At 64.6% G+C, this 19,805-nt stretch carries 19 protein-coding genes; 2 read left to right on the forward strand and 17 right to left on the reverse strand.

Annotation, left to right across the window (positions count from 1 at the left end; all coding sequences use genetic code 11):
- Positions 1-7 precede the first annotated feature (7 nt).
- The 16 genes from DEM26_RS12105 to DEM26_RS12180 form a co-directional block, all read right to left on the reverse strand.
- Entirely contained in the window at positions 8-907 is a 900-nt protein-coding gene (locus tag DEM26_RS12105) for an AAA family ATPase (protein ID WP_141104879.1), read from the reverse strand.
- An 18-nt stretch (positions 908-925) separates the two neighbouring features.
- Positions 926-1,576 (reverse strand): TadE/TadG family type IV pilus assembly protein, encoded by a 651-nt coding sequence (locus DEM26_RS12110; protein WP_075774441.1) that lies wholly within the window; start codon positions 1,574-1,576, stop codon positions 926-928.
- Positions 1,573-2,082, reverse strand: a complete 510-nt coding sequence (locus DEM26_RS12115) for a TadE/TadG family type IV pilus assembly protein (protein ID WP_075774440.1) — start codon at positions 2,080-2,082, stop codon at positions 1,573-1,575. The genes DEM26_RS12110 and DEM26_RS12115 overlap by 4 nt, the downstream gene beginning before the upstream one ends.
- A 5-nt stretch (positions 2,083-2,087) precedes the next feature.
- Positions 2,088-3,602 carry a pilus assembly protein TadG-related protein gene (locus DEM26_RS12120; protein WP_109172487.1) on the reverse strand — a complete coding sequence of 505 codons (1,515 nt, stop codon included), beginning with the start codon at positions 3,600-3,602 and terminating at the stop codon, positions 2,088-2,090.
- A 12-nt stretch (positions 3,603-3,614) separates the two neighbouring features.
- Complete coding sequence (cpaB, locus tag DEM26_RS12125) at positions 3,615-4,421, reverse strand: Flp pilus assembly protein CpaB (protein ID WP_088725107.1); 807 nt, start codon at positions 4,419-4,421, stop codon at positions 3,615-3,617.
- 119 nt (positions 4,422-4,540) lie between these two features.
- Positions 4,541-4,744: a Flp family type IVb pilin gene (locus DEM26_RS12130; protein WP_109172488.1), complete on the reverse strand. Its 204-nt coding sequence runs from the start codon at positions 4,742-4,744 to the stop codon at positions 4,541-4,543.
- A gap of 431 nt (positions 4,745-5,175) precedes the next feature.
- Entirely contained in the window at positions 5,176-6,573 is a 1,398-nt protein-coding gene (gene murD / locus DEM26_RS12135; protein ID WP_109172489.1) for a UDP-N-acetylmuramoyl-L-alanine--D-glutamate ligase, read from the reverse strand.
- Between the two features lie 215 nt (positions 6,574-6,788).
- Positions 6,789-7,379 carry a hypothetical protein gene (locus tag DEM26_RS12140; protein ID WP_109172490.1) on the reverse strand — a complete coding sequence of 197 codons (591 nt, stop codon included), beginning with the start codon at positions 7,377-7,379 and terminating at the stop codon, positions 6,789-6,791.
- Positions 7,380-7,560: 181 nt separating this feature from the next.
- The gene (gene mraY / locus DEM26_RS12145) at positions 7,561-8,643 is read right to left on the reverse strand and encodes a phospho-N-acetylmuramoyl-pentapeptide-transferase (protein WP_075774434.1); all 1,083 of its coding nucleotides are present in this window, start codon (positions 8,641-8,643) and stop codon (positions 7,561-7,563) included.
- Positions 8,643-10,091 carry a UDP-N-acetylmuramoyl-tripeptide--D-alanyl-D-alanine ligase gene (locus DEM26_RS12150; protein ID WP_109172491.1) on the reverse strand — a complete coding sequence of 483 codons (1,449 nt, stop codon included), beginning with the start codon at positions 10,089-10,091 and terminating at the stop codon, positions 8,643-8,645. The genes mraY and DEM26_RS12150 overlap by 1 nt, the downstream gene beginning before the upstream one ends.
- Positions 10,091-11,572 carry a UDP-N-acetylmuramoyl-L-alanyl-D-glutamate--2,6-diaminopimelate ligase gene (locus DEM26_RS12155; protein ID WP_075774432.1) on the reverse strand — a complete coding sequence of 494 codons (1,482 nt, stop codon included), beginning with the start codon at positions 11,570-11,572 and terminating at the stop codon, positions 10,091-10,093. The genes DEM26_RS12150 and DEM26_RS12155 overlap by 1 nt, the downstream gene beginning before the upstream one ends.
- A 136-nt stretch (positions 11,573-11,708) precedes the next feature.
- On the reverse strand, positions 11,709-13,523 hold the full coding sequence (locus DEM26_RS12160; RefSeq protein ID WP_233243087.1) for a peptidoglycan D,D-transpeptidase FtsI family protein: 1,815 nt from the start codon (positions 13,521-13,523) through the stop codon (positions 11,709-11,711).
- On the reverse strand, positions 13,523-13,900 hold the full coding sequence (ftsL, locus tag DEM26_RS12165) for a cell division protein FtsL (protein WP_075774430.1): 378 nt from the start codon (positions 13,898-13,900) through the stop codon (positions 13,523-13,525). Before ftsL ends, DEM26_RS12160 begins: the two co-directional genes overlap by 1 nt.
- Positions 13,897-14,904, reverse strand: a complete 1,008-nt coding sequence (gene rsmH, locus DEM26_RS12170; RefSeq protein WP_109172493.1) for a 16S rRNA (cytosine(1402)-N(4))-methyltransferase RsmH — start codon at positions 14,902-14,904, stop codon at positions 13,897-13,899. The genes ftsL and rsmH overlap by 4 nt, the downstream gene beginning before the upstream one ends.
- Before the next feature lie 3 nt (positions 14,905-14,907).
- Positions 14,908-15,393 (reverse strand): division/cell wall cluster transcriptional repressor MraZ, encoded by a 486-nt coding sequence (mraZ, locus tag DEM26_RS12175; RefSeq protein ID WP_078520010.1) that lies wholly within the window; start codon positions 15,391-15,393, stop codon positions 14,908-14,910.
- A 720-nt stretch (positions 15,394-16,113) separates the two neighbouring features.
- Positions 16,114-17,202, reverse strand: a complete 1,089-nt coding sequence (locus tag DEM26_RS12180) for an Mrp/NBP35 family ATP-binding protein (protein ID WP_109172494.1) — start codon at positions 17,200-17,202, stop codon at positions 16,114-16,116.
- A gap of 341 nt (positions 17,203-17,543) precedes the next feature.
- Here DEM26_RS12180 and DEM26_RS12185 point away from each other — a divergent pair, with 341 nt between their 5' ends.
- Positions 17,544-17,747 carry a DUF1127 domain-containing protein gene (locus DEM26_RS12185; protein ID WP_088718934.1) on the forward strand — a complete coding sequence of 68 codons (204 nt, stop codon included), beginning with the start codon at positions 17,544-17,546 and terminating at the stop codon, positions 17,745-17,747.
- A 687-nt stretch (positions 17,748-18,434) separates the two neighbouring features.
- Entirely contained in the window at positions 18,435-19,217 is a 783-nt protein-coding gene (locus DEM26_RS12190; RefSeq protein WP_109172495.1) for a 23S rRNA (adenine(2030)-N(6))-methyltransferase RlmJ, read from the forward strand.
- On the opposite strand, the gene mntR is transcribed toward DEM26_RS12190, so the two are convergent.
- Complete coding sequence (mntR, locus tag DEM26_RS12195) at positions 19,200-19,625, reverse strand: manganese-binding transcriptional regulator MntR (protein ID WP_109172496.1); 426 nt, start codon at positions 19,623-19,625, stop codon at positions 19,200-19,202. The genes DEM26_RS12190 and mntR overlap by 18 nt on opposite strands.
- Between the last annotated feature and the right edge of the window lie 180 nt (positions 19,626-19,805).

Here is a 19,805-nt window from a genome sequence, read left to right on the forward strand (position 1 = left end):
TTCCCCCTCAGTTCGACCGGGCCGCGCTCTGTGCGAGCCGCCCTTTCGCAAGACCGGCGATCGCTTTCGACAAGGCGGAGCGCCGTCCGATCCGCGCCAGCGGCACTCCGCGATCGGCGGCCTCCCGTGCGGCGCGCGGGTCGTCGGGAAGCCAGTGGCTGAGGTCGCGATCAAGCGCCTTCGCCGCTTCCTGCTGCAGCCGTGAGCGCATCAGCGGACGGCTTTGATGGTTCACGACCACCTCGATCTCCAGCGCGAGGTTTTCCTCGCGATAGGCGTCGATCAGGCGGCGTGCCTGCTGCAGCGACGGCACCGCGAGATCGGTCACCAGATACAGCAAGGAGGCGCGCGCCAGCACCGGCGAGACCCAGTCGATCAGCGCATGCGGCAGATCGACGATGACGTAATCGCAGCGCGCCTGCATCAGCGTGATCAGCTCGGTCACCTGATCGGCCCCGAGCGCGCCGAGCGGCGCAAAGGCGGCAGGAGCGCAGAGCACTTCCAACCCGTCTTTCGAATATTGGAGCGACTGGTCGAGGAAGGTCTCATCGGGCATCGCGCCGCTACGCGCCATGTCGTAGAGCGCCGGGCTCGGCTCGAGGTCCAGGAACCCCGCGACCATGCCGAATTGCAGGTCGAGGTCAATCAAGCCGACGCGGCGTGGCGCCTGCCCTTTCTTGGCGCCCTGCGCCGAGAGCTGATGCGCGAGGTTCACCGCCAGCATCGTCGCCCCGATGCCACCACGGCTGCGCGCAACCGCGATCACCTGGCCTTCATCGTCAGGCGCCTCCGTCTGCGCCATACGCCCGGTCTCGGCAGAAAAGCTTAGCCGGCGCTTGGCGGGTGCGGCAAGGTCGCGAGCGCTCGGCTCGGGCACCAGGACCATCGGATTGGTTCTACGAGTCATTTCATCTCTCCCCTTGCTTTAGCTACCCGCGCCCTGCGCGAGATCCTCGCCCGGCATCGACGTACTCATGCTCGGGAAGGCGATATCTGCATCAAGATTTTCATCGGCGGTGCCCGTCACGAGCCCCACCAGCGCGCCCAGCGGCGTCGCGAATTCGAAGTTCACATTCTGCAATTCGACCGTGACCATCGGCACATAGGGCCCGCCGAGGAACCCGAGTTCGGGATCGTAGGAATAGCTGAAGGACAGGTTCGCCGCGCTCGAGCCATTGGGCAGCGCCGGGGCCACGATCGGCCAGATCTCGGCCACGGTCGGATTCGTCATCGCGCCCGAGCAGCTTACCGTCGCAGGTGCGGAGCAGACCCAGCTCTCGGCGCTGCAATTGGTGCCGAATTGCGGCTCCGCCTGGTCCTTCGGCGTCACGCCGCGCGTATTCGTCTCGGGCACACCGGCGCAGGCCGGCGGGCGCACCGCGGCGAGCCGCGCCGCAACCTGCAGCCCGCGCTGCATGTTCACGTAGTGATAGGCCAGACGACCGAAATCCAGCAGCCCGAAGAACACCAGCAGGTAGAGGCCGAAGACCAGCGTGAACTCGACAAGGGTCGCGCCCTCTTCGTCACGCAGGAAGCGGCGGAAGCCATGTGCCCGATATGCGAAACGCGCGCTCATGAGCCGAAGACCCGGTTCTGGTCGGCGACGACCGTGGTCACGGTGCCGAGCGTGGAGGGCGTCACGAGGGTGAAGAGACCGGCGAAGGGGAAAGTGATCGTGACATTCGCCGCAACTTCGACGATTGGCGCATCGCCGAAGCGATAGCTTCCTGCGATGCAGTCGAGGCTCGGTTCGACGCTGGTGACTGTCACGCCGCCACCCAGAACGCTGCCGCCGGTGATCGCGTTGCCGACGATATTCGCGAGCGTCGCCGCCTGACCGTCGACGCTGCCACCGGTTTCGCAGATGCTGCGCGGAGTGATGCGGGCGAGGTAGCGGCTCGCATCGCGCACCCCGCCGATCACCGTCTGGTAGGCGAGGAACATCCGCCCGCTCTCTATGATCGCGGCAAACAGGATCAGCATCAGCGGCAGCACCAGCGCAAATTCCACCAGCTGCGCACCCTCATCATCGCGCCAGATCCGGCGCGGGCTGCGGAGGCGATATGCACGAAACCACCGCATCGCGCTCACCGGTAAAGCTGGACAACGTCGCGGACCATGCCGCCCGTGCCCAGTTCCTCTTGATCGCCATTGCTGGCAGAGCCGATAACCTCGCCCCAGATATCCATCGTCGGCGGGCTCGATCCGTCCTCGCCCACCGGCTCGGTCAGGAAGACCTTGACGAATTCCTTGACCGGCACGTTCGAGGCCGCACCCTTGATCACGGTGCCCGTCTCGGCGCTGCAATCGATCCCCGCGACGATCAGCACGCGGCGATCGGCGTTAGGGGCGGCCGCCGGCGCGCAGCTCGGCAGGCCCGTCTCGGCCCGGTTCGACAGTATATCGCCGCCATTCGCCGCCGCGATCTCGGCAAGGTAGAGATCGTAACGGGTCACAGCGTCGGCAAAGGGATCCGTCGCACCCTCTGCCGTGATGTCGATGCCGTAATTCTTCTGCATGTAGGTGATGCGACCCTGCGACCAGTCGCCATCGCCGAAGCGACCGCATGGCTCAGCCGCGCCCGGCATGAAGCAATCGTCACGCGGCAGACCGACCGTATCGGGCGAGACCTCCTCGTTCTCCTTGATGCAGGCGTTCTTGCTGGCGTTTTCCTTCCCGCTCGGGTTGGCGGCGACGATCCCCTTGATGACATTGGGTGCGGGCGCGTAATTGGGATCCTTGCTGAGGCCGTTCATGATCGACTGGTACATGTCGAAGCGCACATTGAAGATCGCCGCGTTGCGCCCTTCCTTCTGGCCCGGCTCGAGGTCGACGCCGCGCTGGTTGAAGCATTGGGTGATCTTGCTGACCGCACCGAGCAGGCAGGCGTCGAGCTGGGCTCCGGATTTATTCGCGCAGGGCCCGTCCTCGTCGACCTTGGCGCGTTTCGGATCGAGAAACCCGAAATCACCGGGCCCCCAGGCCGCGTCGCCGCCCCCGCCAGAGCGCAGCAGGATCATCTGTCCGATGTCTTTCTCCGCGTCGAAACCGGGCGGGACGCAGAACATCAAGGGTGTGACGTCGCATGCCAGGATTTCGAGCCCCGCCACCGCCTGCGCCGAGGCCGAGCCGTCGAAAGCGTCATAGCCGCCCATCGTCGTGAAGGCCGCGGCGAAGACGCCCTGAACTTCGCGTTCGTTGACGTCAACTCGGACGAAGGCGGCTTTTGTCGGATCGGTGGTGACCGCGTCTGTTGCGTCATTGTCGTTTGCCGGGAGCGCGCTGAGATAGGTCAGGGTCACGTCATTCGCGGCCCCAAGCACCCGCGAGCCAGTTGCGAAGCTCTGGCTGTCGACGATGAGTTGGGCCGCGGCTTCGGCCCGCGTGATCGCGTCATTGTTGCCGTCAAGTTCGCCTGCCGCCGCCAAGGCCACCGAGTCCGCGAAGGATTGCAGCTCCGAGCGGGTGCTGCCGAGCCGCCCCAGGTCGAAGGACAGCGCGACGAGCCCCAGCAGCACAACGAGGCTCATCCCGAAGAAGACGAGGATCGTCCCGTCTTCCTCTCTGGCGAAACGCCGGATGCTGTTCTGAATGCGCCCCATCGACCCCGAGCCTCACTTGATCGCGGTTTCGGTGACTTCGGTGCCGCGCCGGACGATCACGGTGCGGATCCGCGTCGGTTCGAGCTTGTTCTTCGGGCGCTCGCTGAGAATGTCCGCGAGACCGATCGAAGGCAGCGGATCGCTCTCGGCGTCGTCCAGCGTGCGCAGCGTCAGGCTCAGCGTGCCCGCCTTCTGCGCGAGTGCGAGGCGCTGGCCCTGTTCGGGCGAAACCTCGACCGTGACTGTACGCGCCACGCCGGGGGTCTTCACCTTCTCATCGGCTTCCTGATCGACCCCGATGACGCGGACGTCCTGCAAGATCGTAACGGTCTTGAGCGTCTCATTGCTGCCGCGCGTCATCATCACATCGACGCGGTCGCCCGGTGTCACGAAACCACCCACCCCGCTCGAGGCGTTGACCTCGATCGCCATGGCGCGGCTGTTCGGGCCGAGGGTCTGGACGATTGTAACCTTTTCGCCGTAATTCGAGACCTTGGAGGCGAGGATCAATTCGCCCTGCGCGATCTCGGCGCGGGCCCGGCGCGGCTCTCCGCCCGATTTCGGCAGAAGGGCTGCGTAATCCGTGAAGACACCCGGCGGCAGCGCGTCTTTCGGCCAGGAGATCGAGGTCAGCTTCTGAGCCTCGATGGTCTGACCGAAAGGAATGTTCTGTGCGGCGGCGAGCACCTCGACGAGGCCTTCGCGCTCGGCGGCGACTTCGCGTTTGTATTTCGCCTCGAAGAAATCGCGCGCCAGGTAAGCCGAGCCACCTGCCACGGCGAGTCCTGCGGTGAAGGTCAGCAAAGATGCGATACGCATGGCGCTCTCCGTTTCGTCGAATGAGTTAAAGGGCTCAGGGCTGGTCGGGCCGCAGCTATGCCCTGAGCCATTCGAATTTATTCGCAGGCATTCTTTTAAGCCCGCGGTCAATTTTTGATTTAGTTGGTGCCTTTCGCCGCGGGCTCTTCTCCCATAATCGTGGCAGCGCCGGCCATTTTCTTGTAAACGCCTGTGCCGAGTGTCGTGTAGATCGCCGAACCGATGCCCACAGCGATCGCCAGCGCGATCCCGTATTCGACGACGGTGACGCCCTCTTCGTCATTCTTCAGACGGCGCAGCGAAGCGAGTTTGAACAGTTTCATGGTCTTTCTCCGTTTTTGAGATGCCGGCCCACCCCGGCGTTTAAATCTGGCCCCGTGTCCCCTGTTGAGCCGGGCAGCCAAGATTCAGATTGCGAGGGTTTCGACGCGGAGGCATCGGCGCGGCGTCGCAATATAACAACTCAAAGTTGTATTTTTTGGCAGCGGTGCCGAAATCTGGACCCCGGACACGCCGATGGCCCCCGCGAATGCGCGGCAACGCCCAAGCCGCGATTCGTCGGTCGGGCGCGATTCCCGTCTTGTTGCGGAGGTTTGGCGCGTGCCACGGAACGAGGCCGTTCAGGCTAATGCGCCGTTCGAGCTACGGCCCGCGGGCCGATGCGGTGACAAAAGCGCCAAAATCGACGGCTGCCCCGAAGCGGGACACCCGGCGTCGCGAGATGGGCGGACGGTCCGCTCTGCGAAGGTCGGCCTCAGCCGGGCAATGCGTCCACGAGCTGCGCGAAATGATCGCCGCGTTTCTCGAAATTCGGATATTGGTCGAAGCTCGCCGCGGCGGGCGCCAGCAGGACCGTGTCGCCCGCCTCGGCATCGCGGGCGCAGGCGGCGACGGCGGCTTCCATCGTCTCGCAAATCTCATGCTCGACCGCCAGTTCCAGCGCGAAATCGCGCGCGGAGTGGCCGATGAAATAAGCTTTCTTCACCGCACCGAGATGCTCGGACAGCGAGGCCACCCCGCCCTCCTTGCCCAGACCACCCGCAATCCAGCGGATATTCCGGAAGGCCTGCAACGCTTTCGCAGCGCTGTCGGTATTGGTGGCCTTGGAGTCATTGACCCAGCGCACGCCGCCCTTTTCGGCGACGGTCTGGCTGCGATGCGGCAGTCCGGCGAAGGAATGAAACGCCTCTTCGATGACGCGCGGCGAAATCCCGAGCGCGCGCACGGCGGCATAGGCGGCGCAGGCGTTCTGGTGGTTATGCGCGCCGGGCAGCCCGGTCACCTGGCGCAGATCGATCGATGCTACCTGCTTGCCCTTGCGCCATTCGCTGAGGAACCCCTTGCGGGCGAAGACCGACCAGCCCCAGTCGCCCAGCTTGCGCGACGCGGAGACCCGGATCAGGCGGTCATCGTTGCGGCCCATCATGATCTGATTGGCAAGATAGATGCCTTCGGGCTCGTCTACGCCGATCACCGCGCGATCCGGGCCGCCTTCGGCGAAAAGACGACGCTTGGCCGCGAAATAGCCGCCCATGCCGGCGTGGCGGTCGAGGTGGTCGGGAGAGAGATTGGTAAAGACCGCGATGTCGGGCGTCAGAGCCCGCGCCAGATCTGTCTGATAGGAGGACAGCTCCAGCACCACGACCTCGCCATTTTCGGCCGGTTCCAGATCGAGCACGCCGCGCCCGATATTGCCCGCCATCTGAGTCGGGCGCCCGGCCTCTTCCAGAATGTGGTGGATCAGCGCCGTCGTCGTGGATTTCCCGTTCGAGCCGGTGACGCAGATCGTGCGCGGTGCCTGATCGTAGCGCATGAAATCGTCGGTGGCCCATGAGGCGAAGAACAGGCCGATATCGTTGTCGACGGGCACGCCCGCCTCCATCGCCGCAGAGATCACTTGGTTCGGCTTGGGATAGAGATGCGGGATGCCTGGCGAGACGATCAGCGCCGCGACACCCTCGAAAGCGCCGTGGCGGGTAAGGTCGCGGCAGCTATAGCCTGCATCCTCGGCGCGCGCGCGGCCTTCGGGGCTGTCATCCCAGCAGATCGGCTCGGCCCCGCCTGCGCGCAGCGCCGCCGCCGTCGCCAGACCCGAACGCCCGAGCCCGAGCACCGCCACCTTCTGTCCGTCAAAGCCCTGCACCGGGATCATGGAAGTCTCCTGTCGCCTCGCGGGAATGCCCCGCCCTTCAGACCTGTCGCGCTCAGCGCCGCAGGGGCCTGCCCCCGCAACTCCGGGATATTTGAACCGATACGAAGGGGAAAGGGGGAACACGGCGCGGAGAGGGTAAGACACGCAAAAACGGCGCGCACGGAGGGGGAGGAACCGTGCGCGCCGAAAAGGGTCTTCTTGGTCCGGTCGTTAGATTACGACTTCTGATCTTGCTGCTTTTCGAGCTCCGTCAGGATATCCGACAGGCTCGCGTTGAGGGTCAGTTTGCCCGAGCCGACTTCCGACGCCGGAACGGTGATCTTGAACATCGAGACAGCCGTGTCGAGCGTGTCATCGGTGCGGACATAGACCTGGTCGGTCTTGCCCATGTTCATGACCTTCGTGATCGTACCGACCGCAGCACCGTCCGAGGATACGACGGCGTCGTCAACGCCTGCCTGAACCTCGTTACCGACGATGCCGGCGTCCTTTTTCAGCTGGTTCTGCGCCGGGATCGATTCACCACCGTTCGAGGTCTGTTCGGTCGTCGCGGCGCCGACCTTCTTGCCGGCGACACCGGCGGTGTTGTTGACGTCGCTGCCCGTGGTGACGTTCACGGCGGGCGGGTTGCCCGTGGAGGTCTGATCGTTCGGAACGACCTGCATCTTGTAGTCGACGAGACCGTACTGGCCGTTCTCCGCGTTGCTGCCCTGGGTCACGCCATTTGCGTAGGTGGCAACGGCGCCGAGCGAGAGCGTAGCGGCAAGAGCGGTCGTCGAAAGGATGATGTTGAACTTGCGGGTCATCGGGGTCTCCTCGCTAAAAAAACTTTTGCGACATCTCGCGTCGCGGTTCGGGGAGACAACCAACGAATTTCGCTCTGGTTCGCTCAAATAATTTTGAGAAAAACCACGGCGCGCCTCGAGGAACCAAAGCGCGCCGGAAGAGATCGCGCGCGGGGCGCGATCGGAGAAAAAGATGTGCGGGTCAGCGGATCTTCAGTGTCGCCAGACCGATCAGCGCGAGGATCAGCGAGATGATCCAGAAACGGATGACGATCTGCGGCTCCGACCACCCCTTCTTTTCGAAATGGTGGTGGATCGGGGCCATCAGGAAGACCCGTTTGCCGGTGCGTTTGAAATAGGCGACCTGGATGATCACCGAGAGCGCCTCGACCACGAAGAGCCCGCCGACGATGCCAAGGACGATCTCGTGCTGGGTGCAGACCGCGATCGCGCCGATCGCGCCGCCAAGCGCGAGGCTGCCGGTGTCGCCCATGAAGACCGCCGCCGGCGGCGCGTTGTACCACAGAAAGCCCAGACCGCCCCCCATCAGCGCCGCGGTGAAGATCACCAGTTCCCCGGTGCCGGGCACGAATTGCACGCCGAGATAATCGGTGAAGTCGGTGCGGCCCACGACATAGGCGATCGCGCCCAGCGTACCTGCGGCGATCATCACCGGCATGATCGCGAGCCCGTCGAGCCCGTCGGTCAGGTTCACCGCATTGGCCGCGCCCACGATCACGATCATCGCGAAGGGAATGTAGAAATAGCCAAGGTTCAGCACCAGATCCTTGAAGAACGGGATCGACAGCCGCCCTTCCAGATCGGACGGGTGCAGATACCAGGTCAGGAGCGACGCGAGAAGCGCGAGCAGGAAGCCGAGCGCGAGCCGCGCCTTGCTGCTGACCCCTTTGGTGTTCTGCTTGGAAACCTTGGCGTAATCGTCGGCGAAGCCGATTGCGGCGTAGCCGTAGGTGACCATCAGCACGACCCAAATATATCCGTTGTCGAGCCGCGCCCAGAGGAGCGTCGACACCAACAACGCGGTGAGGATCAGGATACCGCCCATCGTGGGCGTTCCGGCCTTCGAGATATGTCCCTCGGGCCCGTCATCGCGGATCGGCTGCCCCTTGCCCTGAGTGCGGCGCAGGATCCCGATCAGCCAGGGTCCGAAAATGAACCCCACCAGCAGCGCCGTGAAGAACGCCGCCCCCGCACGGAAGGTGATGTAGCGGAACAGGTTGAAGACGCCCCCGCCATCGGAGAAGTCGGTCAGCCAATACAACATTAGTCTTTTCCCTTATGGGCCTCGGCCGCTCCGGGCTGGCCGAGTTTTCTCAATACGCTCACGACGAGGCTCACCTTGGAGCCCTTCGAGCCTTTGACCAGCACCACGTCGCCGGGGTCGATCAGGTGGCGGGCACGCTCTGCCAGCTTGTCCGCCGTTTCATACCATTCTCCCCGCTTGGTGCGCGGCAGGGCTTCGCGAAGCGCCGCCATGCGCGGTCCTGCGAGATGCACGAGGTCGACCTTCGCCATGGCCGGGTGATCGGCGATGGCCGCGTGCAGCGCCGTTTCGTCCTCGCCCAACTCCAGCATGTCGCCAAGGATCGCGATGCGGCGCCCTTTCGCGGTGCGCCCAACACCGTCGCGTGGCTTGGCGCCTGCCAGAACTTCGAGCGCTGCGGCCATCGAGGCGGGGTTCGCGTTGAACGCGTCGTCGAAGAGGTCGAAGCTCTCGGCCTCGTCCACCACATCCATATAGACCCGCTCGCGCTGACCGCGCCCGGCGGGGGGCTGCCAGTTGCCCAGATCCATCGCGGCAATGGTCGGATCGCAACCCGCGGCTTCGGCCAAGGCCAGCACGCCGAGCGCGTTGGCCGCGAAATGCCGCCCCGGGGTCATCACCTTGAACAGGATCGACGTGCCATGGTGGTCCGCCTGAACGACGGTTGCGTCGCCCGAGATGCGGGCCTCGACAAGACGGTAGTCCGAGCCCGGCTCGGGGCCGAAAGTGACCATTATTCCTGCCTGCTGGGCGGCCTCGCGCAGGATGTCGGAGGTCTCCAGCCCGGTCGGCACGATCGCGGTGCCGCCCTCGACGAGGCCCTGGAAAATCGACGCCTTCTCATGCGCGATACCTTCGATACTCTCGAAGGCCGCGAGATGCGCGGGCGCGACGGTCGTTATCATCGCGGCATGGGGCTGCGCCAGTTTCGCCAGCGGCGCGATCTCGCCCGGATTGCTCATCCCGATCTCGATCACGGCGAAATCGGCATCCTGCGGCAGGCGCGCCAGCGTGATCGGGACGCCCCAGTGATTGTTGAAGCTCGCCTCGGCCGCGTGAACCTTGCCTTGAGCGGAGAGGACAGCGCGCAGCATCTCTTTGCTCGACGTTTTGCCGACCGAGCCGGTGACGGCGAGCACACGGGCCCGCGCCCTTGCGCGCCCCGCCCGCCCCAATGCTTCTAGACCCGCGAGGACGTCATCCACGATCAGCAGCGGGTCGTCTTTCGAGCAGCCCTCGGGAATGCGACTGACCATCGCCGCCGCCGCGCCTTTGTCGAGCGCCTGTCGCACGAAGTCATGGCCGTCTCGCACATCTTTGAGCGCGACGAAAAGATCGCCCGGATGTATGGTCCGGGTGTCGATGGAAATTCCGGTCGCGGCGAAAGCCTGCGTGGCCTCACCATCGGTGGCGGCAGCCGCGTCGCTCGAGGTCCAGAGAACGGCCATCAGATTTTCCCGTCCAGCGCGGCAACAGCGACCGAGGCCTGCTCGGCGTCGTCGAACGGGTAGGTGTCCGAGCCGATGATCTGTCCGCTCTCATGGCCCTTGCCCATTACCAGCAGCGCATCGCCGGGCTGCAGCAGATCGACGCCGCGCAGGATCGCCTCGGCCCGGTCGCCCACTTCGAGCGCCTTTGGCGCGCCTTCCAGCACGGCAGCGCGGATCGTTGCGGGATCTTCCGAGCGCGGATTGTCGTCGGTCACGATGACAATGTCGGCATTCTCGGCGGCGGCCTTGCCCATCAGCGGGCGCTTCGTCGCGTCCCGATCCCCGCCTGCGCCGACGATGGCGATCAGGCGGCCCATCACATGCGGGCGCAGCGCCTTCAGCGCGGTCTGCACCGCATCCGGCGTGTGGGCGTAATCGACGAAGACCGTCGCGCCGTTGTCGCGGGTGGCAGCCAGTTGCATCCGCCCGCGCACGGTGGAGAGCTTCGGCAGTGTCGCGAAGACCTCCTCGGGGTCGGCGCCGCACGCGATGGCGAGCGCCGCACCGGTAAGCACATTCATCGCCTGGAACCCGCCGATCAGCGGCAGGCGAGTCATCTGGGTCCAGCCTTCCCAGGCGAAGCGCACATCCTGACCGGTTGCATCGAACCGCTGCCCGAGAATCTGCATCTCGCAGCGTTCGGTATGGCCGATCCCGATCAGCTCCTGACCGCGCGCAGTGATATAGCGCGCGAGTTCCTCCCCCTTGGGATCGTCGAGATTGATCACCGCCGCTCCGTCTTCGGGCAGGACCCGGGTGAAGAGCCCAGCTTTGGCCGCGAAATACTCCTCGAAGCTCGCGTGGTAATCGAGGTGATCTTGCGAGAAGTTGGTGAAAGCGGCCGCCGAGAGCGTCACACCATCCAACCGACGCTGCGCGAGCCCGTGCGACGAGGCCTCCATCGCGGCATGGGTCACGCCGACGGCAGCCATATCCGAGAGCAAGCGATGCAGGGTGATCGGCTCGGGCGTCGTATGCGGCGAAGGTGCGGCATAGCTGCCCTCAACGCCTGTCGTGCCGATATTCGCGGCCTCGAATCCCAGCAACTGCCAGATCTGGCGGGTAAAGGTCGCGACCGAAGTCTTGCCGTTGGTGCCGGTCACCGCGATCATCGTCTCGGGCTGGCGCTCGAACCACAGCGCTGCCGCGAAAGCGAGCGCCTGACGCGGATCTTGCGTGACGACAATGGCCGTATCGGTGCCCGCAAGCGCCTCGCGCGCGGTTTGCTCGCCCGCGCGATCGGTCAGCACCGCGGCTGCGCCCATGCGCAATGCGTAAGGAATGAACTCGGCCCCGTGGATCTGCGTGCCCGGCAACGCCGCAAAAAGATGGCCCGGTTTGACCTGCCGACTGTCGACCGACAGTCCCGAGATCGCGCAGTCTGCGCCCTGCAGCGGCGTCAGCCCCAATTCGCTCAGCATTTTGGTGCCCGCAGCCATCGTATCCGTCCTTTATTCAGCTCGCCGCACTTATCCGGCGACACGTCTGCGAGGTCAAGGCGACAGGCCCTGCCCCCTGTCTCTATGCGCGGGTTCATGCACGTGGCGTGACACCCGCCTTCCGACCCCGAAAACGTCAGTCGTTCTTGACCAGACTGATGCCGTCGAGCGTGTCGGGTGTCGTCGGTTCGGGGCGCAGACCCAGAAGCGGCGCGACACGGCGGATCGTCTCGGCCGCAACCGGCACGGCGGTCCAGCCTGCGGTGCGGCGCGGCGTGTCGCCGGAGGTATCTGTCGGCTCGTCCAGCGTCAGAACCAGCACATATTCGGGATTGGTCACCGGGAAGACGCCCGCGAAGGTCGAGATCACCTTCTTGTCGTAATAGCCGCCCTGCGGATCGGGCTTGTCGGCGGTGCCGGTCTTCCCCGCGACCTGATAGCCCTCGACATTGCCGTAGCTTGCGGTGCCGCGCGTCACAACGGCGCGCATCATCGCCAGCGCCTTGTGGGCGACCTCCGGGGACACGACCTGCGCGCCTTCCGGGGCGCCGAATTCCTGCTTGTGCGGCTTGCGCGGGCCGCCATTGGCGATCAGCGTCGGCAGCACGCGCCGCCCGTCATTGGCGATCGTCGCATAGGCCGTCGCAAGCTGCAGCGGGCTGTCGGAGAGACCGTGCCCGTAGCCGATTGTCATCGCGGACAGCTCCGACCAGTTCTTCGGCAGGATCGGACGGCCCGTCGGCGCCTCGATCAGTTCCACCGGCGAAGGCTCCAGAAGGCCCAGCTTGCCGAGGAACTCGCGCTGCTTCTCGGGGCCGATCTTCTGGACGATCCGCGCGGTGCCGATATTCGAGCTGTGCACGATCACGTCCGTGACCGACAACTGCTTGCCGTAATTGTGGAAATCGTGGATGCGGAACTTGCCCCAGCGCAGCGGGCCCTTGGTGTCGATCATCGTCTCGGGCGTGACCAGACCGTCCTGCATCGCCTGCGACACCGCGAAAATCTTGAAGGTGGAGCCGAGCTCGTACATCCCCTGAACCGCGCGGTTGAACAGCGGGCTGTCGGAGGGGTCGCCCTTCAGAAGCGGCGCGGGGCGGTCGTTCGGGTCGAAATCGGGCAGGCTCGCCATCGCGACGATCTCGCCGGTGTGGACCTTCATCAGCACCGCGGTCGCGCCCTTGGCGTTCATCAGCTTCATGCCGCCCGACAGCACATCCTCGAGCGCCGATTGCACGGTCAGATCGAGCGAGAGCTTGAGCGGCTGCCCGCCATTGGCCGGATCGCGCAGCCAGCTGTCATATTCCTTCTCGATCCCTGCCACGCCGAGAATCTCGGCGGAGTTCACGCCTTCTGTGCCGTAGCGCGCGCCACCAAGAATATGCGAGGCTAGATGGCCGTTGGGATAAAGCCGCATCTCCCGCGGGCCGAACAGAAGGCCGGGATCGCCGATATCGTGAACAGCCTGCATCTGCTCCGGGCTGATGCGGCGCTTGATCCAGACGAACTTGCGATGGCCGGTGAAGTCCTTCTTCAGCCGGTCGCGGTCGAGATCGGGAAAAATCTTCACCAGCTTGTCCACCGTGCCCAGCGGGTCGATCATCATCGGCGGCTGCGCGTAGAGCGAGTGGGTCAGCAGGTTCGTCGCGAGCACCCTGCCCTTGCGGTCGACGATATCGGCGCGTTGGGCGTGAATCTGCTCGATCGTGGAATCGGTCTGCGGCTCTTCGGGGCGCGCGGCGGCGAAAGAGCCCATGCGCAGTCCCACCGTCAGGAAGGCCGCGAGGAAGATCACCGACATGACCAGCAGACGGCCTTCGGCGCTCTGACGCGCCTTGTCACGGGTGGCCTCGCCGCGCAGACGGCGGTTCTCGCGTTCGATCGCGTCGGGGTTCTCGCCTTTTTCGCGGGCGTCGAGGATACGGGCGAGCGGGCGAAGGGGCGTACGCATCAGTTCCCTCCCTCGGGATCGGCCTTGACCTCGACAGGATCGGAAAGGCCGGCCAAATCGGTGCCGGACGCACCAGTATCATCGGCCTGCGGTGTCGGGTAGGCAATCTGGGCGACGGTTCCGAATTGCTCTGGCGTCATCGGCAGAAGATGCAACGAGGTGAAGTTGAGATTGACCAGTTCGCGCAGGCGCTGCGGGCGGTTGAGATAAGCCCATTCGGCGTTGAGCACGGTCAGGCCCTCGTTCAGCGAGGCGATTTCCCGATTGAGGTCGCGCAGCTCGTCGATCCGGTCCTGGGTGTCGTAATTGACGTGATAGGCCCAGAAGGCGAGCGCGAGCACACAGGCAGAGGCGGCAAGATAGGCAAGCAGTCTCAACGGCGTTTCCCCTTCTTTTCCCCGGTGACAAGCTTCGGAAGCCCCAGTTGCGTGCGATCGGCCTTGCCGGCGGGCGCATTCGTGCGCCGCCCCACCCGCAACCGAGCCGAGCGTGCACGCGGGTTTTCCGCCAGTTCCTCTTCGTCGGGCCCGTCGCCTTTCACGGTAATTTCAAACGCGGGATCAAGGGCTTGCTGAACCGGCGCGTGGCGCGAACCGCCCCCGCCCGTCGACGAGCGCGCAGCGAAGAAGCGCTTCACCACCCGGTCTTCGAGCGAGTGGAAGCTGACCACCGCCAGCAGCCCGCCGGGTTTCAGCGCACGTTCCGCGGCCTCCAGCCCCTCGATCAACTGGCCGAATTCGTCGTTCACCGCGATGCGCAGGCCCTGAAAGCTGCGCGTTGCGGGATGGCTTTGCCCCGGTTTCGGGCGCGGCAGGCAGCGCTCGATCACCTTGACGAGCTGTTGCGTGGTCTCGAATGGCTGAACCTTGCGCGCCTCGACGATGGCCTTGGCGATCCGGCGCGAGGCGCGCTCCTCGCCATATTGATAAAGGATATCAGCGAGTTCGCCCTCATCCGTCTCGTTGACCAGATCGGCAGCCGACGGCCCTTCCTGCGACATCCGCATGTCGAGCGGCCCGTCGCGCATGAAGGAAAAGCCACGATCGGCCTGATCGAGTTGCATCGAGGAGACGCCGAGATCCAGCACCACCCCGTCGAGCAATTCGTCGGAATAGGTATCGAGTTCGGAGAACGTGCCTTCGACCAACTCCAGCCGGTCGCCGTATTCGCCGCGCCACGCCTCGGCCATCTCGAAAACCGCCGGATCGCGATCCACGCCGATCACCTTGTCGGCACCCGCCTCAAGCAAACCGCGCGCATAGCCGCCCGCGCCGAAGGTTCCGTCAAGCCAGGTCCCAGAGACAGGCGCGACCGCCCGAAGGAGCGGCCGCAGCAAAACCGGGACGTGGGGGGCGTCTGGCAGGGCGTCCCGATCCGTCATGGCTCACCCCTGCGACAAAAGGCTGAGAGGGTCGAAATCTTCGCCCTGCTCTTCGATCCACTGATCGATATTGGCTTCATCGGCAGCGGCGAAGGTCTCGGGGTTCCAGATTTCGAAGGTCTCGCCCACGCCGGAGAAATAGGCCTCCTTGTCGAGACCGATCTTCGTACGCAAGGCCGCCGGGAGAACGAGGCGGCCGTCGGGATCGACTTCGGTCGGGTGCGATTTGGACAGAACCATCCGCTGGAGGATCGTGCGCTGCTTCGAGCCGCGCGGCAGCGCCGCGATATCGGCAGCCAGCGCCTCGAAAGCGGCCTGCGTGTAGATCTGAAGCATTTTCTGAGTATCGGCACCGTAGACGATGACCATTCGGGGGCGATCTTTGTTCGGGCGCTCGGGGTCACCCTCTTCGAGCTCACGACGAAACAGCGCGGGGATCGACACGCGACCCTTACTGTCCACCTTGAAGGTGTATTCGCCTATGAACATGCCCGCCAAAGCGCGCTCCTATCACCTGTCCCGCCGGGCCGGGCCCGGAATGAAAACGGCGGATTGGGCTGCTGCCACTGCCCAATCCGCCGCCCTCGTTCCCATCACTGGGTATGTCCGACTGCACGCGCCACCTGGGGGGATGGGATGTCTGCTCGCTCGCGCGCCGGATCTCTTTGTTTTCGTGAAGCGATGGCCTGTATGAAACCTGCTTTTCGCCGTGAGGTCTTGGTGCCTCTATTTGCATTCGCTTCCGATGAATTAGGGATGCCACGGGAATTCATGGCACGCAAGAAAAAATTTGCCGAAGATTGGGTAGATCTTGTCCGCAGCAGCACCCCGCCCCAAGGCCCTGCGCGCCTTATCGCATATCCCTAGGCATCATGAAGGAAAAATTTACCATATCTGGTAGCTGCGAACGCAGACCAAGCTTTCCCACGAAATCCCAAAAAATTTCAATCGAGATGGAACCTGTGATTTTTAAGCCGCAATTGAAGCCACCTGAGGCACCATTTTCCGCGCTCACCGCGGCGTGATTTTGCGCGAGCCGATGTGAATACGCCGTGATTCCACCAAGAATCTCTGCGAATCCCGGCTCACGCGCTCTCTACGCCCTCGTGAAGTTCCATGGAAGGTGCCATGATTTCCCATGACCTTCCCGCGAACATGAAAAAGGCGTCCGTTGAGGACGCCTTTCCCAGAGCAACCTTCGCCGCCAGATCAGATCAGATCGCGGTCGATCAGCCCACGCGCAAGAGTGGCGTAGCCTTCGGCTGCCGGCCCCTCGCTCGCGGCGACCGGGGTGCCCGCGTCACCCGCGAGCCGCACGTCCAGGTCAACGGGCAGCGCACCGAGGAACGGCAACCCCAGCGATTTCGCCTCCGCTGCGACGCCGCCATGACCAAAGAGATGCGCCTCGTGGCCACAATTCGGACAGACGTAAGAGGACATATTCTCGACCAGCCCATGGATCGGCGTCTTCAGCCGCTGGAACATGTCGATCGCCTTCTTCGCATCGAGGAGTGCCACGTCCTGCGGGGTCGAGACGATGATCGCCCCGTCCAGCTCGGTTTTCTGACACAGCGTGAGCTGCACATCCCCCGTCCCCGGCGGCAGATCGATCAAAAGCACGTCGAGCGGGCCGTATTCGTCCCATTTCACCTGGAACAGCATCTGCTGCATCGCACCCATCAGCATCGGGCCGCGCCAGATCACCGCTTCGCTCTCTTTCAGCATGAGGCCGACCGACATCAGCGTGACGCCATGCGCCTGCAACGGCAGGATCGTCTGGCCATCCGGCGAGGCCGGCCGCTTGCTCGCCCCCATCATGCGCGGCAGCGAGGGACCATAGATATCGGCATCCAGCAGCCCAACCCGCTTGCCCGCGCGCGTCAGCGCCACGGCGAGGTTAGAAGCGACGGTAGATTTACCCACGCCCCCCTTGCCCGACCCCACGGCGATGATCTTCTTCACGCCCGGCACCTTTTGCGGCCCCTGCTGGGGCTTGGGATGCCCTCCGATCGCGGGCCCACGCTGTTGCGACTGTTGCGCCGTACCGCCGAGGCCGCGCGGAGGGCCCGAAGGCACGACGACCGTCACGCTCGTCACCTCTGGGAGCGCCTTGATCGCCGCCTCCAGCGTGGGGCGCATCGCCTCCAGTTCGGGTTGCGGCGCACCTTCGAGCACGAAGCGCACCACGCCGTCTTGCACCGCGAGCGCGCGCACGAGATCGCGGCTCACAGCGGTCCCGCCGCCCGGCACTTCCACCGTTTGCAACGTCGCAAGAACCGTTTCCTTGCTCACAGCCATGCAGATTCCTCCATTCCCGGGTCCATTATCCGCCCGCATACTCGTGATTTGGCCGGAACTGTGGCGTTTTTGCCGCGCAGTTCAAGTCGAGAACTGCCCATACGGTCAGGAATCCCCCATGCCCCGCAAGGGGAGCGCAAATATCTTGCGCCTCTCTCCCGAAAATAGGTCAGAATCATTCATGCATTTTCTGCATGGCGGCATTGAGGCTTCCCGGCATTGTGCAACCGCAGCATTAGCGCCATCTTTGCTCCAACGACGACGGAACACGAAGTAACGAAATGGGTCGACAAGCTGGAACCAGCAGCGACCCGCGCAAGTAGATAGATGAGGCTGATACGATGGCACTCGCACAAGACATCCAACTGAACGACAGCGGCTTCGCCGCACTGAAATCGAAACTGTTCGAAGCCCTGGCCCGCCGCAAGGTGTATCGCCAGACGCTCAACGAGCTGCGCTCGCTCAGCAGCCGCGAACTGAACGACCTCGGGCTGCACAGCTCGATGATCACCCGCGTGGCCTATGAGGCCGCATACGGCAAGTAATTCTCTTCCTGAGCCCCTCTCCTCCTCCCTGGGGCTCGGAACTTGGGCGGCGCTCTCTCTCCTCCTCCCTGAGAGCGCCGCCACACCAAGACATACCGGCCCCAAGCGGCGAGACGCCGCGATGCCGGACCAAAGCTGCCCGGATCTCTCCTCCTCCTCCCTGAGGGATCCGCGCCGAGCAGGCGGCGACCTCTCTCCTCCTCCCTGAGGTCGCCGCCTATCATCGGCGGAAATATGCGACAGGCTGTCGCATGCTGCAGTGCAGCACTTGATATCCGGACCGGCAGGTCCAATTTGATACGAAAGGCCCTCTCCTCCTCCCTGGGCCAATCGTTTCGGCGGCGCCCTCCTCCTCCTCCCTGAGGGTGCCGCCAACCAGATACCGAGGGTCCTCTCCTCCTCCCTGGACCCGAGGGTGTGACGCCGCTTCCTCCTCCTCCCTGAAGCGGTGTCGACAGTGCCGAAGGGTCTCTCTCCTCCTCCCTGAGACCTGACGGCAGAAAAGAGACGGCGGCGCCCCTCCTCCTCCCTGGGCGCCGTCGTTTTCTTTTATCCCCCTGCCAGATGAACCTTCGGAGAGGCTCCGCCACGCACGCCTCGCGCACCCCCGGGGATACGTCTCCCGAGAAGAAGAGCATTGCCCTCGCGCGCGCTGACCGGCAGGAAGGGCCCAAGGAGACCGAACCGATGCTGTCTTACCAACACGCCTATCACGCCGGAAATCTGGCCGATGTGCACAAGCATGCGCTGCTTGCGTCTGCGCTCGATTACCTCACGCGCAAGGACAAGCCGCTGAGCTACCTCGAAACCCATGCCGGGCGCGGGCTTTATGCGCTTGACGGAGCGGAATCGGCGAAGACGGGCGAGGCCGCAGCCGGGATCGCCCGGGTGGAAGGCTTGGGCTGGTTCGCCCCCGATCATCCCTACATGCGCGCGCTGGCAGCGGTGCGGGCGCAACACGGGGCGCAGGCCTATCCGGGCTCGCCATTGGTGGCAGAGGCGCTGTTGCGCCCGATGGACACGATGCAGCTATGTGAACTGCACCCGCAGGAGTTTTCCGCCCTGCGAAGCGCAACACGACGCAGCGGAGCGGTCCTGCACAAGGCAGACGGGCGCGAGATGGCGCTCGCGCTGACGCCCCCCACCCCGCGCCGCGGGATGATGCTGATCGATCCGAGCTTCGAGGAGAAAGCCGATTACACGGCGATGCCGAAGCTGATCGGTCATATCGCGAAGAAATGGAACGTCGGCATCATCGGGCTTTGGTATCCGATGCTGGCCTCGGGCGCGCAGGAGGCGATGGTCCGCACCCTGCGCCGCGATTTCCCCGAAGCGCTGAGCCACGAGGTACGTTTCCCGCCTGCCCGCGAAGGCCACGGCATGATCGGCTCTGGCATGTTCATCGTGAACCCGCCCTGGGGGCTCGTCGGCGAGGCCGAGCGGCTCTCGGAGCTATTTGCCAGCCTTTGAAGCGAGGAAAGCCTCGAACGCCTCCAGCGTGCGGGACGAGACATGATGCTCGATCCCTTCGGCATCGAGCTCCGCGACATCTTCCGGCACGCCCACGGCGCGCAACAGGGCCACAACGGTGCGATGGCGTTCGCGCACCTGGGCGGCCAGCGCCTCCCCCGCCTCCGTCAGGAACACCCCGCGATAGGGCCGCGACACTGCGAGCCCTTCGCGCTTGAGTCGCGCGACCGCCTTGGTCGCGGTCGGATGGGCCACCCCGAGTCGTGCGGCGATCTCGGTGATACGGGCCTCGCCGAATTCCGCCGTCAGATCAGCGATCATCTCGACATAGTCTTCCAGGAGCGCGCGCGCCGCACGCTCTCGGGCCCGGTTGAACCCCTTGATCTGGGAGGGATCGGTGTCAGTCATTCGCCTGCCTTGACGGTCTCGGTCTCAGTGCCTGTCGGGGCCAGTCGGGCGCCATTTCCAGAGCGGACCGGATAACCTGTCGCGCCCGATATGCCAAGCAAAGCTTCGCGCGAGGCGCGTCGAGCTGTCAACGAAAATTAGCCACTTGCGAATCTTGTAGCCAAGGCTACATTTCGCCGA

This window comes from Thioclava sp. NG1, assembly GCF_003122275.1.
GTDB lineage: Bacteria > Pseudomonadota > Alphaproteobacteria > Rhodobacterales > Rhodobacteraceae > Thioclava > Thioclava nitratireducens.